The organism is Rheinheimera baltica (genome assembly GCF_030731985.1).
GTDB classification, from domain to species: Bacteria; Pseudomonadota; Gammaproteobacteria; order Enterobacterales; family Alteromonadaceae; genus Alishewanella; species Alishewanella baltica.
Genome location: NZ_JAPJDY010000011.1, coordinates 78,560 through 94,592 on the forward strand (window position 1 = coordinate 78,560; position 16,033 = coordinate 94,592).

Genomic DNA, 16,033 nt, shown 5'->3' on the forward strand with positions numbered 1-16,033 from the left:
TACAAGCGTGAACCAAAGTTGAAACGCAAAAAAATTACCATTAAAAGAACAAAGATGGAGAGACGGCGAATGAAAAAAATAACAACATTATCTTATCTCGCAGCCTGTATTGTTATGGCAACAGGCAGTGCCCAGGCGACAGGCTTTAACATTGGCGATACTGACGTAACCTTTGGTGGCTATGTCAAGCTGGATGCAATGTACACTGATAGTTCAGATGGTCAAATAGCAACCGGCATTGGCCGTGACTTTTACATTCCCAGCCTGACACCGGTTGGTGGAGCAGACGAAGGTGGTACCTTTGACTTTCACGCACGTCAATCCCGTTTCTTCTTTAAAACCAGTACTAAGCTAGAAAACGGTAAAACCATTGGTGGTCATATTGAGTTAGATTTTATGGCAACAGCAGGTGGTGACGAACGTATTACAAATAGTTATTCACCACGCTTACGTCAGGCTTTCATTACGTATGATGGTTGGTTATTTGGACAGTCATGGTCCACTTTTATGGATCTTAATGCGTTACCAGATACATTAGATTTTATCGGTAATACTGATGCAATGCCCTTTGCCCGGCAGGCTCAAATTCGCTACACCAGTGGCAATTTTCAAGTGGCCATTGAAAACCCTGAAACAACAGTAACTCCTTTTGGTGGTGGTGCCCGCATTACTACCGACGACAATGCTATGCCTGATTTAGTATTTAAATACGGCCAAAAAGCAGATTGGGGGACCTGGTCTGTGTCAGCATTAGTACGACAGTTAGCATATGAAACAGCTACTATAGATACGACGACATCAGCTTTTGGCGTAAGCGCAACAGCGAAAATTCTACTTGGCAATAATGATGACATTCGTCTGACCGCAACAACCGGCTCTGGTGTGGGGCGTTATATTGGTTTAAATGCGGTTAATGGTGCAGTGCTCGATGCACAGAATGAATTAGAAGCCATTGATTCTACCGCTTTTGCAGTAGCGTATAAGCATAACTGGAACAGCCAATGGCGTAGTAGTTTAGTTTATTCCATGCTGAGTGTTGATAATGATACCGCGCTTACAGGAACCTCTGTAACAAAAACCACCAGTAGCTGGACCACAAACTTACTTTACCAAGCGGCGAAGAAACTGATGTTTGGTGTTGAATATAAGTTCGCTAACCGCGAGGTTGAAACCGGCTTAGATGGCGATATGAACCGCATTCAGTTCAGTGCTAAATACGATTTTTAGTCTGAGTTAGATAAACCTTTTACATAAATACGATTATTTCAGTTAGTACATAATAAAAAAGCCAGACACTGTCTGGCTTTTTTAACTTCCTAAAGCAGATTATTCACTGGCTTTAGGTTTAGTCATTGGTGCTGATACTGCTTGACGAGCAAAAGCTGAACCCGCCGGACGCTCAGAACTAGCAACAACCGGACGCTCTGTTGCAGGCATCGCAACCGATGCAGCAGGCGCTGTGTCAGCATTCTCTACCGTTTCGGGTTTAGTCATCGTAGCAACAACCATCTGCGCATAACGACTGCCAGCTGGTTTAGCACTTGCCGGAGCTTTGGCAACAGCTTCAACTTTAACTGCAGGTGCGCTTACTGTAGGGGCACTTGTTTCTTCAGCTGCAACTGGCGCTGGTACTGCTGGTTTTTCAGCAACAACGGGTTCTGCTTCAACTTTAATTACAGCTTCAGTTGGCTTTACTGATTCCGCAGTCGCTACCACAGCTTTATCAGCTGTTTTTACCACTACTTCAGCTGCATCAGCGGCAGTGACGTTAGTTTCTACGCTGACAATGGGCGCAGACTCATCAGCGTCAGTAGCTTCTGTTACGGCTTTATCTACCTTTTTCACAGCAGGCTTACGACGGCTGCGACTTTTCGGCTTGTCTGTAAGCTCTGCTTCTGTGGGCTTAGCATCAATGGTTTCTGAGGCCTCAACTGGCTGAACGTCATTAGATACTGTTTCTTTTGCAACAACTTTTGGTGCAGGAACCTTATCTGCTTGCTGCTCAGTAGCTTCAACCGCAGTTGGCTCAGTGCTGGTGACTGTTACTTTTTCGCTTGTTTCTGCGCTTGCAGTATCAGTGCTCTGTGCCGTTTCATCGGCTTGGTCATGATCTTTTTTACGTTTTTGACCCGCAGCGCGTAAGTGACGTGGTGACCGGCGATTACGGCTACGAGGCTCAGTACCATCCTGCTCGTCTGTTGTCTCTGTTGCTGCACTTGAATTACTATCAGCAGTATCCGCCGTATCCGCAACCGCAGTTTCAGTTACAACTTTCTTTGCAACAACGGGTTCCGCAGCAGTTAAAGGCGCAGCTGTAGTCTCTGGTTGTGCTGGAGCTGGCGTGGTAATTTCTGCTATTGGTGCTGCAGGCGCTACGGCTTCAGAAATTACAGGCATTGCCGTTGTTTCAACGGTTGCAGTTACAGGCTTGTCCATACGTACAGATTTGCGCATATTGCGACGCTGACGGCGTTCTGTTACACGTTGTGGCGCAGTATCAACGTCGTGATCTTTTGCCACAGGTGCACGCTCTACAGGCTTCTTCGCTTCATGTGCTGGGCGAGGAGTGCGCGGCTCTTGTGCTGGGCGCGGCTGACGTTCAGGCTTTGTTTGTACTGTTTCATCTTTTTGAACGTTTGCTACCTTATCTTCGTTTTCGTTACGACGACGCGGCTTATTGCGACGACGGCTGTTATCGCGATTTTCGCGATTGCCGTCACGGCTTGTTTCACGACTACCATCACGACTACCAGAGCGCGGGCCTGAACGCTCACCTTGTTTAATTGAGGGTTTGGCCGTCGCATTTTCTTCTGCCGGAGCAAATAACTTACCAAACCAATTACCAATAGCGGCAAATAAGCCAGGGCTTTGTTCGGTTACCGGTTCCGGTTTGGCGGCGGGACGAGGTGCACTGCTATCTGCAATATTTATGGCAGAAATGGCCGGCTTTTCTTTAACAGCATCCGATGTCGGTTGATATAAACTACGTGTTAGCTCTGGGGCTTTCACCATATTGTAGCTAGCGTCGTCAATTTCTTCGTCTATACGAATGCGGATAACTTCATGATTAGGCGTTTCCAAATGCTCGTTTGGAATAACGAATACACGGATACCTTGACGCTTTTCGATACGACGCACGGCTTCACGTTTTTCGTTCATCAGATAGGTTGCAACCGACACGGGTACCTGAGCATGTATTTGACTGGTATTGTCTTTGATCGATTCTTCTTCAATTAAACGCAGAATTGATAATGCTGAAGACTCTGTACTACGAATCGTGCCACGACCATGACAACGAGGACAAACATGTGTCGCCGAGTCACCTAAAGATGGGCGTAAACGTTGGCGCGACATTTCCAGCAAGCCAAAGCGTGAAATACGGCCAATTTGCACCCGGGCACGGTCATGTTTGACGGCATCTTTTAAACGATTTTCTACTTCGCGTTGATGGCGAACAGGTGTCATGTCGATAAAATCGATGACAATTAAACCGCCTAAGTCGCGCAGGCGTAACTGACGGGCGATTTCGTCGGCAGCTTCTAAATTGGTATTAAAGGCGGTTTCTTCAATATCGCCACCTTTGGTAGATTTAGATGAGTTGATATCAATAGCGGTTAAGGCTTCAGTGCTGTCTATAACGATAGAACCGCCTGAGGGTAAACGCACTTCGCGACGAAACGCAGATTCAATTTGAGTTTCAATCTGGAAATGCATAAACAGCGGTACTTCGCCCTGATACAGCTTAACGCGATGTGCAAAATCTGGGCGGAACTGCTGAATATATATCTTGGCTTCTTCGAAAACCCGTGGATTGTCGATTAATATTTCACCAACGTCACGGCGTAGGTAATCTCGGATCGCTCGGAATACAACATTGCTTTCCTGGTGAATTAAGAACGGAGATGAGCGTTTTTGTGCTTCTTCAGTAATGGCTGACCAGTGTTTTAATAATGCCTTTAAATCGTAGTCTAATTCTTCAAACGATTTACCAACACCCGCTGTACGGACAATTAAACCCATACCATCAGGCATTTGTAATTGGCCTAAAGAGTCTTTTAATTCTTGACGTTCGTCGCCTTCGATACGGCGTGAAATACCGCCAGCACGCGGATTATTTGGCATTAAAACCAAATAAGAACCAGCCAGGCTGATAAAAGTGGTTAACGCTGCACCTTTTTGACCGCGTTCTTCTTTATCAATCTGGATAATAACTTCCTGGCCTTCTTTTACCACTTCTTTGATATTAGGTCGACCGTCGAAGCTGTAGCCAGAAGGGAAGTACTCGCGGGAAATTTCTTTTAACGGTAAAAATCCATGACGGTCAGCGCCGTAGTCGACAAAAGCCGCTTCCAGGCTGGGTTCAACCCGAGTGATTCTACCTTTGTAAATGTTGGCTTTTTTTTGTTCGTGGCCAGGGCTTTCAATATCCAGGTCATACAGTTTCTGGCCATCAACCAGTGCTACGCGGATTTCTTCTTCCTGCGTGGCGTTAATTAACATTCTTTTCATTATTAGTGACTCGCATTTTGCAGCCACAACGCAACCCAACGGGCATATGCGTGTTCAGACGTAATCAAACACTAATGGGTGCAGTCTCACGACTGGAATGTCTGAATGAAATCAAATTGTCACAATACGGGCTAGCGGCCTCTGTACCATGTATGCTGTTTTCGTTTTTGGATCTGAAACACACCGCTTTTCAGCGCTGCGTTATAGCAATATCTTTTATTGCTCTGGTTGACCGGAATTCATGTTTTGCCGTTGTTGATAATAAATTACGCAACATTATCTCAGGCAAATGGCGATTGGTTTACGTCAGGGGTATAAAAAACGTTGGTTTTCACCACGATTTCGGTATGATCACTCCCCCAAGCGCTGCCGCACAAATTCTCTTACGTCACTTTGAGCGCCCTAATTGCCATTTTTGGCATAATTAGCGGGATGATTATCCCACTAATAAGCAGCCGATAGCAACTGAAATCTAATATTAGCAGAGTATTCAAAACCCATGACTGATGAAATCAAGTTACCTGTGCAAATAATTGAAATAGAACCTGATTTTATTGGTCAGCGGATAGACAATTTTCTGCTGGCGCGGCTCAAAGGTGTACCAAAAAGTGTTATTTATCGGGTTTTGCGAAAGGGAGAGGTGCGAGTAAACAAAAAACGCATCAAACCTGAATATAAGTTACAGCACTCTGACGTTGTGCGTATTCCTCCTTTAACTGTTGCCGCTGCTGGCGAACCTATTTCGGTTAAGCTTTCAATGGTCAAGAATCTGGAACAGCACATACTGTTTGAAGATAACGACTTGATTGTACTTAACAAACCTTCAGGCATGGCAGTGCATGGCGGTAGTGGTTTGCAGTTTGGTGTGATAGAAGCATTAAGAGCGCTCAGGCCTTTGGCTAAGCATTTAGAATTAGTTCATCGATTAGACCGTGACACCTCTGGGTGCTTAATGATTGCGAAAAAACGATCGGTGCTGACACATTTGCACGAGCAGTTGCGTAATAAAACGGTAGAGAAAAAATACTGGGCATTGGTAGCAGGTGACTGGGATAATAAAGTGCGTAAAGTTACTGAACCGCTTAAAAAGAATACTCTACAATCCGGAGAGCGGGTTGTTAGGGTAGACGAAGCAGAAGGCAAGCCGTCAGAAACACGCTTCCGTATATTGCAGCGATATCAGCAAGGCACATTAGTTGAAGCTTTTCCGGTAACTGGTCGTACTCACCAAATCCGCGTTCATACTGCGTGTAAAGGTCATGCTATTGCTTGTGATGACAAATATGGTGACAACACCTTTACTGCCCAGATGCACCAAATAGGTTTAAACAGGTTGTTCTTGCACGCAAAAACGTTAAGTTTTATGCACCCTAATACGGAAACAACCATGCGGATAGAAGCGCCTTTAGACCCGGTGTTAGAGCAAGCACTTGCCAAATTAACGAGAAAATAGCGCGATGCAGAATGATGTACAAGAACAGGTATCTTTGGTGGTATTTGACTGGGACGGTACGGTAATGGATTCTATTGGCCGTATTGTGTCATCTATGCAAGCTGCGGCTAAACAGACGAATTTAGTTGTGCCCAGTGCGTTTGCGGTAAAGCAGATTATTGGCTTAAGCCTTGACCCGGCATTTGATGTGTTGTTTCCGGGCATTGGGAATACGCAACGTCAGCAATTGTTTGATTATTATCGTGATTATTATGTTATGCATGACACCACACCCACGCCGCTGTTTGCCGGTGTTGAGCAGGTATTGCAGCAACTAAAAGCCCAAAATATCAAATTGGCGGTTGCCACGGGCAAGGCGCGCAGAGGGTTAGCGCGTATGTTTGATGAGACTGGACTGGAGAAATACTTTGATACCAGTCGCTGTGCTGATGAAGCGCAATCTAAGCCGCATCCAGATATGTTGCAACAAATTTTGCTGGAGTTGGATATTAAAGCACAGCATGCAGTGATGGTGGGCGATACCAGCCACGATATGAAAATGGCACAGGCAATAGCTATGCCGCGAGTAGGTGTTACTCATGGAGTGCATGACCGCGACGTATTAAGTCAGTATGCACCTAAGGCCATTATCGATTCTATCCCTCAATTGCTGCAGGTGCTTTAACTCTGCAATACATTATTTGAGTAGCACATTAACGTCTTCATTCAGTAACAACTGATTTAGCTTTATAAGCGGCAAACCAACCAGGCTATTGGGGTCATCGCCGCTTAATCTGTTAAATAGACTAATGCCTAAGCCTTCGCTTTTAAAGCTGCCGGCACAATCAAGAGGTTGCTCTTTCTCGATATACGCTTTTATTTCAGCGTCAGATAAGTCTCTGAAACAGACATTAAATGGCTCAACAATAACTTGAGCATTTCCACTTTGTGCATTTACTAGGGCTAAGCCGGTTAAAAAGGTTACGCTTTGACCACTAAAACGCGTTAGCTGTGCTACAGCATTGCCAACGCTGTGTGGTTTGCCGATAATATCGCAATTAAATACGGCGACCTGATCTGAACCAATAACAAGCCCTTCAGACAATCCTTGGGCAACAGCCTGTGCTTTTGCCAGTGCTAAACGTTTTACCAGCTGCTCAGCGTTTTCACCGATTAGCGGGGTTTCGTCGACGTCAGGTTTTAGTGTGTTAAATTCTGGGATGAGTTTGGCTAAAAGTTGTTGGCGATACACCGAGGTCGATGCCAGATATATCGTTGGATAAGAACGCGTGGCCATTGTTAAATCACCTTAAAATTCAAAAGTGTGACGCACTATAAACAGAATGGAAAAAATGCGCGATAAAAACGACAAAAATCTGCCAGAACCCTTTGACAGCAAGGGGGCGCTTCTATATGATGCGCGCCTTATGCAAAAAGTAAAAATGCCCGTTACTATAGATCCGGTTAAAGCAGCGCAAAAACGCTCTGATTACGAAGGTTTTGTACCACTCGTAACCTTAACCCGGTTAACTGACAGTCTGCTTAACCCGCAGGGTGAAGTCGCGGTACGAGTTGAATGCGGTACTGACCAGCAAGGCCTAACTGTAATACAGGGTAGCGCTTCTTGCGAAGTGAGTGTAACCTGCGAACGTTGTGGCGAAGCCATGACAGTGTCGCTGGACTGCAATTTTGCATACACTCCGGTTAAACCGGATGATGACGCTGCTTTGGAGTTAATTCCTGAGCGTTACGACGTGATCGATAAAAACGAACACGGCGAAATAAATTTACGGCAGTTAGTGGAAGATGAGCTGATTCTGGCTTTACCTTTGTTCCCAATGCACGACGAAGCGGCTTGCGCCGTTAGTTCAGCATCGATGAGCTTTGGTGATATAGGCCCAGAACCGGAAAAACCCAATCCTTTCGCTGTACTGGCAGAATTAAAGAAAAAGTGAGTTTAGGAGAAATACCATGGCTGTTCAGCAAAACAAAAAATCACGTGCACGCCGCGACATGCGTCGTTCACACGATGCATTAACTGGCCCTACGCTGTCAGTTGATTCTACTACTGGTGAAACGCACCGTCGTCACCATATTACTGCCGATGGTTACTACAAAGGCCGTAAAGTAAAATAAGTCTGGATGCACTCTGTGCAGCCGCTAAAGCTAACCTTAGCTTTAGACATGATGGGGGGCGATCACGGCCCCCATTCTACTATTCCAGCCGCTTTGGCTGCGATCTGCGAATTCCCTGATCTCCATTTAATATTATGCGGTGACGAAGCGCTGCTTACCGAGCAGTTGAAGCTTCATGGCGTATTTCCTCATCCTCAGTTAACTTTGCGTCATAGCAGCCAGGTTGTTTCCATGGCTGAAAAACCTGCGGTAGCACTGCGTTCTAAGCGTGACTCATCTATGCGTGCGGCGTTGGATCTAGTGGATAAAGGTGACGTACAAGCTTGTGTTAGCGCTGGCAATACCGGTGCACTTATCGCTATGGCGCATTTTGTCTTGAAAATGTTAAATGGTGTTGACCGTCCTGCACTGATCAGTGCCTTACCTGCCATTGAAGGCAACCCGGTTTATATGCTTGATTTAGGTGCAACGGTTAATTGTGACGCCGACACCTTATTTCAGTTTGCCGTTATGGGTTCGGTGATGGCCGAAGAGGTTATCGGTATTAGTAAGCCTAAAGTTGCGCTGCTGAATGTCGGTGAAGAAGAAATTAAAGGCTCCGATCAGATAAAGCGTGCGGCGATGCTATTAGCTGATTGCGCAGAAATTAATTACATTGGCTATATTGAAGGGAATGACATTTTTACAGGCAAAGCTGATGTCATCGTTTGTGATGGTTTTGTTGGAAATGTTGCGTTAAAAACCTGTGAAGGTGTAGCAAAACTCATTCTGCGACGTTTTGAATCCAGTATTAAAGAGCGGGCCACTGCGCAATTAATAGGCTGGCTAATCAAACCTTTTATAAAAAACCTTTATCAGGGCGTGAACCCCGACCACTATAACGGCGCAAGTCTGATAGGATTGCGCGGAATTGTAGTGAAAAGTCATGGAAATGCGACTAAAGAGGCATTTCTCAGTGCCATCCGGCAAGCAGTTCGCGAAGTTGAACGTCAGGTTCCCGCAAAAATTAAAGACCGGTTGGAACACGTATTAATTGATAAAGCGTAGGTCCTCATGTATTCACGCATTATAGGTACCGGGAGTTATTTCCCGTCGCAAGTTCGCAGTAACGCCGATTTAGAATCTATGGTTGAAACCACCGATGAATGGATTATAGAACGTACAGGAATTAAAGAGCGTCGTATTATCGCTGACAACGAAAGTGTTGCAACGATGGGCGCGCAGGCTGCATTGAAAGCTATAGAAGCCTCAGGTATTGATAAAAATAGCATCGATATGATTATTTGTGCTACAACCAGCGGCTCGCGCTCCTTACCTAGTTCTGCCTGTGAGATACAGCGTGAACTGGAAATTCCAGCCATTCCAGCATTTGACATTGCCGCCGCCTGCGCGGGCTTTTGTTATGGACTCAGTGTTGCCGACCAGTATATTAAAACTGGTATTGCCAAACGAATTTTGGTGATTGGTTCAGATTGTTTATCTCGCTTAGTAAGCCCCGAAGATCGCAGTATGGTGATTTTATTCGGTGATGCTGCTGGTGCTGTACTCATTGAAGCATCAGAACAACCGGGTATTTTATCAACCCATATTCATGCCGACGGCAAATATTCTGAATTACTTTACGTTGATAACCCAATACGCGGTAATGAGCAATCTGTTCATCAGTCATGGGGTTCAATGAAAGGCAATGACGTATTTAAAGTTGCCGTAACTAAACTGTCTGAAGTCGTTGAGCAAACGCTGGCGGCAAACAATATGAATAAATCTGATATTGATTGGCTGGTACCACATCAGGCAAATTTACGAATTATTTCGGCGGTGGCGCGTAAGCTCGATATGTCAATGGAACAAGTGGTCATTAATTTAGACCGCTATGGTAATACTTCTGCAGCCACAGTCCCAACCGCTCTGGACGAAGCTATTCGTGATGGCCGGATAAAACGTGGTCAGACATTACTTCTCGAAGCCTTTGGTGGTGGTTTTGCCTGGGCTTCTGCGCTGGTTCGCTATTAATTACATTACCGTCAGTTCGGATAAATGTTTAGCATAAGTTAATTTTAGGACACAATAATGACGACATTAGCAATAGTATTTCCGGGACAGGGCTCTCAGTCAGTCGGAATGCTGGCTGAGTTACATCAGCAATTTGATATCGTTAAAGATACATTTACAGAAGCGTCTGAGGCGCTTGGCTATGATTTATGGGCGTTAGTGGCCAATGGCCCCGAAGACAGTTTAAATGAAACTCACCGTACTCAGCCTGCATTGTTAACGGCATCTGTTGCTGTTTGGCGTTTATGGCAACAACGCCATGGTACTGCACCAGCGTATTTTGCCGGTCACTCCTTAGGTGAATACTCGGCGTTAGTCTGTGCTGGGGTGATATCCTTGGCTGATGCCGTAATGCTGGTTGAAAAACGTGGGCATTACATGCAACAAGCTGTTCCTGCAGGTGTTGGTGCCATGTCAGCGATTATTGGTTTGGATGATGCGGCTATTGCGAAAGCCTGTATTGAAGCTGCACTAGGTGAAGTGGTATCGCCGGTGAATTATAACTCGCCAGGTCAGGTCGTTATTGCTGGCCATAAAGCAGCTGTTGAACGCGCAGGTGAACTGTGTAAAGCCGCCGGAGCTAAGCGCGCCTTACCTTTACCTGTTAGTGTGCCATCACACTGCGCCTTAATGCGTCCTGCTGCGGAAAAATTAGCTGCTGATCTGGCGGCACTTCAGTTTAACAATGCTGTCATACCCGTAGTGAATAATGTTGATGTTGCAATTGAGACTGATGCATCGGCAATAAAAGAGGCTCTGATACGGCAGTTACACAGTCCCGTTCGCTGGACAGAAACAATTGAATGGTTAGCTGCACAAGGCGTTACACAAGTACTTGAACTTGGCGCAGGTAAAGTATTAAGTGGACTAATAAAGCGGATCGACAAAAACGTCACCGTTGCTTCAATTGGCGATGTTGCATCACTTCACGCCGCACTGGCTGCAGAATAAGGGTTGAGCATGACGAATTTTATTTCACTGGATGGCAAAGTTGCATTAGTTACTGGTGCAAGTCGCGGTATTGGCCGAGCTATTGCTGAACAACTTGCTGCGCTGGGCGCAAAGGTTGTTGGTACAGCAACCTCAGAAAAAGGTGCTGATGCCATTAGCAGTTATTTAGGTGACAAAGGTTGTGGTCTGGTGTTAAATGTCGGTGACACTGAATCAATTGAGCAGTGTTTAGCCCAGATTAAAAACCAGTTTGGCGATATTGATATTTTGGTTAATAATGCTGGCATTACGCGTGATAATTTATTAATGCGGATGAAAGATGACGAGTGGTTTGACATAATGCATACCAACCTGACATCGGTGTTTCGCCTTAGTAAAGCCGTAATGCGCAGTATGATGAAAAAACGTTTTGGTCGCATTATTAGTATTGGTTCAGTGGTAGGCTCTATGGGCAATGCGGGGCAAACTAATTATGCTGCAGCAAAAGCCGGCGTTTTGGGTTTTACTAAATCACTGGCAAAAGAAGTGGCATCACGTGGTATTACCGTCAATGCTATAGCGCCAGGTTTTATTGATACTGACATGACAAAAGAGTTGTCAGATGAACAAAAAGAAGCGATTTTCGGCCAAGTGCCAGCTAATCGTTTAGGCCAGCCAGAAGAAATTGCGGCAACGGTAGCGTTTTTGGCGTCTACCCATGCAGCTTACATTACCGGTGAAACGATTCACGTAAACGGCGGTATGTATATGGTGTAAGCTGGGGATAAATAAGCAGGTTTGACCAGCATAAAATGCTGTTTTGATTACTTGCAACCCTGAAAGCTTACGCATAAACTAGCGCCACACAAAATTGCACGAATTGTTGCGATTTATATGAGAAAAAGGAAGAAAAGATGAGCAACATCGAAGATCGCGTTAAGAAAATCATTATTGAGCAACTGGGCGTTAAAGAAGACGAAGTAAAAAATGAAGCGTCTTTTGTTGATGATTTAGGTGCGGATTCACTTGACACTGTTGAGCTGGTAATGGCGCTGGAAGAAGAGTTTGATACTGAAATTCCAGACGAAGAAGCTGAAAAAATTACGACTGTTCAGTCTGCTATTGATTACATCAAAGCACACGCAGAGTAAGCTCACTGCTTGCAGAACGGGTAGCTAGGCTACCCGTTTTCGTTTTACGATAGAAGTATTTTCCATGGCGGAGGGTGTTGTGGCAAAACGTCGTGTTGTAGTTACCGGTTTAGGCATGCTTACGCCGCTGGGTAATGATGTAGCCTCAAGCTGGCAAGGTTTACAGCAGGGTAAAAGTGGTATTTCACTGATCGAACACTTCGATACAAGTGCTTACACTACCAAATTTGCTGGATTGGTCAAAAATTTTGATGTGGAACCATTTTTTTCAGCTAAAGAGGCGAAAAAAATGGATCTGTTTATTCAATATGGCGTCGCTGCCGGTATTCAGGCATTTAGAGATTCAGGCATCGAAGTTACTGAGCAAAATGCACCACGTATAGGAGCTGCTATTGGTTCTGGTATTGGTGGCTTAGGCTTAATTGAAGAAAACCACACCAAGCTGATAAACAGTGGACCTAAGCGGCTATCACCGTTTTTCGTACCATCTACCATCATTAATATGATTGCCGGCCAATTGTCTATTATTCTGGGCCTGCAAGGGCCAAATATAAGTATCGTTACAGCTTGTACCACAGGCGTGCACAATATTGGTCATGCTGCGCGGATGATTAGTTACGGCGATGCAGACGTAATGGTGGCTGGTGGTGCAGAGAAAGCATCAACCCCGTTGGGTATGGGAGGCTTTGGTGCTGCCCGTGCTTTGTCTACCCGCAATGAATCGCCACAACAAGCCAGCCGGCCATGGGATAAAGACCGCGATGGTTTTGTACTTGGCGATGGTGCTGGTGTCATGGTGTTGGAAGAATATGAACACGCCAAGGCTCGCGGTGCAAAAATTTATGCCGAACTGGTTGGCTTTGGTATGAGTGGTGATGCTTATCACATGACGTCACCGCCAGAAAACGGTGCCGGTGCTGCAGCTTCGATGCGTAATGCGTTAAACGATGCCCAGATTAATGCAGAGCAAGTGGCTTATATTAACGCGCATGGTACTTCTACACCCGCCGGTGATATAGCTGAAACAATGGCGATTAAATCGGTATTTGCCAGCAATGTAGACAAAGTGATGGTGAGTTCGTCTAAATCGATGATTGGCCATTTACTTGGTGCTGCTGGTTCGGTTGAGTCCATTATCACGGTATTGTCATTGCTTGATAACGTTGTTACGCCAACCATTAACCTGGACAACCCTGATGTGGGCTGTAATTTAGACTATGTACCGTTTGAATCTCGTCAGGTTAAGATGGATTACGCTCTTTGTAACTCGTTTGGCTTTGGTGGTACTAACGGTTCTATCCTGTTTAAACGGGTATAGCTAACTGTTTTAGTAGATATATTCTGCTGTTCTTTAAACAAAGGCTGCCCAAGTGCAGCCTTTGTTTTATCTGCATTTTAAGGCATACTGCCGCCAACTCTTATTATCCGGAAACAGGTGTGCAAGCGGTTATACATCCACAGGATCGCAGCTTTAATTACGGTGATGGTATCTTCACCACGATACAAGTACGTGATGGAAAACTCATGTTGTGGGAGCTGCATTTGCAGCGTTTACAATTTGGTGCATCCCGCTTGGGTTTTGGCGATATTGACTGGCCACAGCTGCAATTTCAGGCAGAGGCCGCCATCAGTAGTGCTCAGCAGGTTGTTAAAGTACTCATTTCACGTGGTGAGGGAGGGCGGGGCTATGCTTGTCAGGGCATCGACAGTCCCAGGGTTTATATCAGTAGCAGCGCTCTACCAGATTACAGCGGTTTGCAGCGTAACGGTTTGATTCTACGTACTGCTTCATTGCAACTTGCTGTACAGCCCATGTTAGCTGGATTAAAGCATAATAACCGGTTAGAGCAGGTATTGTTAAAGCAGGAATTGGCGCAATCTGATGCAGATGAGCTTTTGGTTTTGGATCAGCTTGGGTATGTTACAGAAGCGACGGCGGCAAATATCTTCTTTTACAAAGATAATCAGTGGCATAGCCCAACGCTGTCACGCGCTGGGGTAAACGGTGTTATGCGTCAGCATATTATGCAGCAAATTAATGTCACAGAAGTCGACTGGAAACATAATGTACTGTCGTCAGTTGAAGCCATGTTTATTTGTAACGCGTTAATGGGCATAGTGCCAATACGCCAATTTGAATGTCAAACGTTATCGTTGTTGCCCGTTCAGCAATTGCAGCAGGTTGTATGCTAAAACCATTAAAAATTTTCGTACTATTGGCATTGTTATTGGGGGCGGGTTATTACGCCACAGTACGCTACGTTCAGCAAATTCCTTTGTTGTTGCCTACTCAATTGTATCCTGTCGTTGCGGGGAGTTCAGCTGCTTTGTTATGCAAACAATGGCAACAGCAGCAACTGCTAAGCTCAGAGCAATGTTTGTTGTTGAAAGTGTATCTGAAATTACACCCTGCAGAGGCCTTTGTGCAACAAGGTGTATACCGTATTAGTACCGAGCAGACTTTACTACAGGTACTGGCATTATTTCGAAGTGGTAAAGAGGCGCAGTTTTCACTAACATTTATTGAAGGTGAAACCTTGGCACAAAGTTTAAATCGGTTAAATCAGGCTGAATATTTACAACACGATATTCAAGCCGCGCATCAGGTTCTGCAGTTGTTGCAATGGCCCGCTGAATGGGGGCCGTCACCAACAAATGCTGAAGCACTACTTTACCCCGATACCTACTATTACACCGCGAACAGTAAAGCCAGTGAACTGGTAATCCGTGCACAAAACGCATTACTTACTGAATTAGAACAAGCCTGGCTGCAACGCCAGGGCGATTTACCGCTTTACAATCGGTATCAGTTACTGGTGTTAGCCTCTATTATTGAAAAAGAAAGCAGTTATCCACCAGAGAAAAACGTTGTGGCGTCGGTTTTTATTAACCGGTTACATAAGAATATGCGATTGCAAACCGATCCTACCGTGATATATGGCTTGGAAAACTTCAACGGCAATATTACTCGGGCCGATCTGGCAAATCCACATCTTTATAATACTTATCGCCATCGTGGTTTGCCGCCAGGTCCCATCAGTTTAGTGGGGCGTGCATCTTTGCAGGCTGCAGCGCAACCAGCGCAGACAGATCTATACTATTTTGTCTCCAAGGGAGACGGCACACATCAGTTTTCATCTACGCTAGAGCAACATAACAACGCAGTGAAAAAGTATATTTTAGGATCAAAACAATGAGTGCAAAGGCTAAATTTATTGTGGTTGAAGGCCTGGAAGGAGCCGGAAAAAGCACTGCCATAGCGCATGTTAAACAGTTTTTACTTCAATTGGGCCATGATATTGTTTGCACGCGTGAGCCTGGCGGTACGCCTTTAGCGGAAAGTTTACGTGGCTTAGTAAAGCAGGTGCAAACTGACGAAATTATTGCACCGCAAACCGAGTTGTTGCTGATGTATGCTGCACGCATGCAATTGGTTCTGAACGTGATTAAACCAGCATTAGCCAGTGGAAAATGGGTGCTGGCAGACAGGCATGACATGTCATCAAGAGCCTATCAGGGCGGTGGGCGTCAGCTGGATGAGCATTTTATTAATCAACTTCGCGTTGCAGTTCTGGGCGATTTAAAGCCAAATCTTACTTTGTATCTGGATATTGACCCTGCTATAGGTTTAGAGCGAGCTCGTGTTCGGGGTGAATTAGATCGCATAGAACAAGAGAAACTGACGTTTTTTCAGCGTACCCGCGAGAAATATTTGCATATCGCCCGTTCAGAGCCCAATGTTGTGGTTATAGATGCAAGTCAATCAATCGAGCAAGTTGAAAAAAGTCTTACCCTAGCCCTGCAGCAAGCATTAGGAGCGTAA

16 protein-coding genes are annotated in these 16,033 nt (G+C 45.3%); 14 read left to right on the forward strand and 2 right to left on the reverse strand.

What is annotated here, in order from left to right:
* Window positions 1-69: 69 nt before the first annotated feature.
* Window positions 70-1,227, forward strand: a complete 1,158-nt coding sequence (locus ORJ00_RS17350; protein ID WP_306140438.1) for a DcaP family trimeric outer membrane transporter — start codon at window positions 70-72, stop codon at window positions 1,225-1,227.
* A 99-nt stretch (window positions 1,228-1,326) separates the two neighbouring features.
* Here the strand turns inward: ORJ00_RS17350 and rne are convergent, their stop codons facing one another.
* Window positions 1,327-4,509 carry a ribonuclease E gene (rne, locus tag ORJ00_RS17355; protein WP_306140439.1) on the reverse strand — a complete coding sequence of 1,061 codons (3,183 nt, stop codon included), beginning with the start codon at window positions 4,507-4,509 and terminating at the stop codon, window positions 1,327-1,329.
* Between the two features lie 499 nt (window positions 4,510-5,008).
* Here rne and rluC point away from each other — a divergent pair, with 499 nt between their 5' ends.
* Window positions 5,009-5,962, forward strand: coding sequence for a 23S rRNA pseudouridine(955/2504/2580) synthase RluC (rluC, locus tag ORJ00_RS17360; protein WP_306140440.1), 954 nt, complete (start codon window positions 5,009-5,011; stop codon window positions 5,960-5,962).
* A 4-nt stretch (window positions 5,963-5,966) separates the two neighbouring features.
* The gene (locus tag ORJ00_RS17365; protein ID WP_305974355.1) at window positions 5,967-6,626 is read left to right on the forward strand and encodes an HAD-IA family hydrolase; all 660 of its coding nucleotides are present in this window, start codon (window positions 5,967-5,969) and stop codon (window positions 6,624-6,626) included.
* A gap of 12 nt (window positions 6,627-6,638) precedes the next feature.
* Here the strand turns inward: ORJ00_RS17365 and ORJ00_RS17370 are convergent, their stop codons facing one another.
* Window positions 6,639-7,238: a Maf family protein gene (locus tag ORJ00_RS17370; RefSeq protein WP_027670190.1), complete on the reverse strand. Its 600-nt coding sequence runs from the start codon at window positions 7,236-7,238 to the stop codon at window positions 6,639-6,641.
* A 55-nt stretch (window positions 7,239-7,293) separates the two neighbouring features.
* Between ORJ00_RS17370 and yceD the strand changes: the two genes are divergently transcribed.
* From yceD to tmk, 11 genes are all read left to right on the forward strand, one after another.
* Entirely contained in the window at window positions 7,294-7,896 is a 603-nt protein-coding gene (gene yceD / locus ORJ00_RS17375; RefSeq protein WP_306140441.1) for a 23S rRNA accumulation protein YceD, read from the forward strand.
* Window positions 7,897-7,912: 16 nt separating this feature from the next.
* Window positions 7,913-8,077, forward strand: coding sequence for a 50S ribosomal protein L32 (gene rpmF / locus ORJ00_RS17380; RefSeq protein WP_008223049.1), 165 nt, complete (start codon window positions 7,913-7,915; stop codon window positions 8,075-8,077).
* Window positions 8,078-8,083: 6 nt separating this feature from the next.
* Window positions 8,084-9,124: a phosphate acyltransferase PlsX gene (gene plsX, locus ORJ00_RS17385; RefSeq protein ID WP_306125550.1), complete on the forward strand. Its 1,041-nt coding sequence runs from the start codon at window positions 8,084-8,086 to the stop codon at window positions 9,122-9,124.
* Between the two features lie 6 nt (window positions 9,125-9,130).
* Complete coding sequence (locus ORJ00_RS17390) at window positions 9,131-10,090, forward strand: beta-ketoacyl-ACP synthase III (protein ID WP_027670187.1); 960 nt, start codon at window positions 9,131-9,133, stop codon at window positions 10,088-10,090.
* 57 nt (window positions 10,091-10,147) lie between these two features.
* A complete protein-coding gene (fabD, locus tag ORJ00_RS17395) occupies window positions 10,148-11,080 on the forward strand; it encodes an ACP S-malonyltransferase (protein WP_370304657.1) in 933 nt (310 codons plus the stop codon).
* Window positions 11,081-11,089: 9 nt separating this feature from the next.
* Window positions 11,090-11,836, forward strand: a complete 747-nt coding sequence (fabG, locus tag ORJ00_RS17400; protein WP_306140442.1) for a 3-oxoacyl-ACP reductase FabG — start codon at window positions 11,090-11,092, stop codon at window positions 11,834-11,836.
* Between the two features lie 137 nt (window positions 11,837-11,973).
* Entirely contained in the window at window positions 11,974-12,210 is a 237-nt protein-coding gene (gene acpP / locus ORJ00_RS17405) for an acyl carrier protein (protein ID WP_027670184.1), read from the forward strand.
* A 79-nt stretch (window positions 12,211-12,289) separates the two neighbouring features.
* Entirely contained in the window at window positions 12,290-13,528 is a 1,239-nt protein-coding gene (fabF, locus tag ORJ00_RS17410) for a beta-ketoacyl-ACP synthase II (RefSeq protein WP_306140443.1), read from the forward strand.
* A gap of 119 nt (window positions 13,529-13,647) precedes the next feature.
* Complete coding sequence (gene pabC, locus ORJ00_RS17415; protein ID WP_027670182.1) at window positions 13,648-14,403, forward strand: aminodeoxychorismate lyase; 756 nt, start codon at window positions 13,648-13,650, stop codon at window positions 14,401-14,403.
* Window positions 14,397-15,407 carry an endolytic transglycosylase MltG gene (gene mltG, locus ORJ00_RS17420; RefSeq protein WP_027670181.1) on the forward strand — a complete coding sequence of 337 codons (1,011 nt, stop codon included), beginning with the start codon at window positions 14,397-14,399 and terminating at the stop codon, window positions 15,405-15,407. Before pabC ends, mltG begins: the two co-directional genes overlap by 7 nt.
* Window positions 15,404-16,033, forward strand: coding sequence for a dTMP kinase (tmk, locus tag ORJ00_RS17425; protein WP_306140444.1), 630 nt, complete (start codon window positions 15,404-15,406; stop codon window positions 16,031-16,033). Before mltG ends, tmk begins: the two co-directional genes overlap by 4 nt.

What these genes read in the sequence shown, in the direction of transcription:
- fabD (WP_370304657.1), top strand. Translation starts at nt 10,148, where the DNA reads ATGACGACATTAGCAATAGTATTTCCGGGACAGGGCTCTCAGTCAGTC.
- yceD (WP_306140441.1), top strand. Translation starts at nt 7,294, where the DNA reads ATGCGCGATAAAAACGACAAAAATCTGCCAGAACCCTTTGACAGCAAG.
- plsX (WP_306125550.1), top strand. Translation starts at nt 8,084, where the DNA reads ATGCACTCTGTGCAGCCGCTAAAGCTAACCTTAGCTTTAGACATGATG.
- ORJ00_RS17370 (WP_027670190.1), bottom strand. Translation starts at nt 7,238, where the DNA reads ATGGCCACGCGTTCTTATCCAACGATATATCTGGCATCGACCTCGGTG.
- fabG (WP_306140442.1), top strand. Translation starts at nt 11,090, where the DNA reads ATGACGAATTTTATTTCACTGGATGGCAAAGTTGCATTAGTTACTGGT.
- ORJ00_RS17365 (WP_305974355.1), top strand. Translation starts at nt 5,967, where the DNA reads ATGCAGAATGATGTACAAGAACAGGTATCTTTGGTGGTATTTGACTGG.
- ORJ00_RS17390 (WP_027670187.1), top strand. Translation starts at nt 9,131, where the DNA reads ATGTATTCACGCATTATAGGTACCGGGAGTTATTTCCCGTCGCAAGTT.
- rluC (WP_306140440.1), top strand. Translation starts at nt 5,009, where the DNA reads ATGACTGATGAAATCAAGTTACCTGTGCAAATAATTGAAATAGAACCT.
- acpP (WP_027670184.1), top strand. Translation starts at nt 11,974, where the DNA reads ATGAGCAACATCGAAGATCGCGTTAAGAAAATCATTATTGAGCAACTG.
- ORJ00_RS17350 (WP_306140438.1), top strand. Translation starts at nt 70, where the DNA reads ATGAAAAAAATAACAACATTATCTTATCTCGCAGCCTGTATTGTTATG.
- rne (WP_306140439.1), bottom strand. Translation starts at nt 4,509, where the DNA reads ATGAAAAGAATGTTAATTAACGCCACGCAGGAAGAAGAAATCCGCGTA.
- tmk (WP_306140444.1), top strand. Translation starts at nt 15,404, where the DNA reads ATGAGTGCAAAGGCTAAATTTATTGTGGTTGAAGGCCTGGAAGGAGCC.
- mltG (WP_027670181.1), top strand. Translation starts at nt 14,397, where the DNA reads ATGCTAAAACCATTAAAAATTTTCGTACTATTGGCATTGTTATTGGGG.
- rpmF (WP_008223049.1), top strand. Translation starts at nt 7,913, where the DNA reads ATGGCTGTTCAGCAAAACAAAAAATCACGTGCACGCCGCGACATGCGT.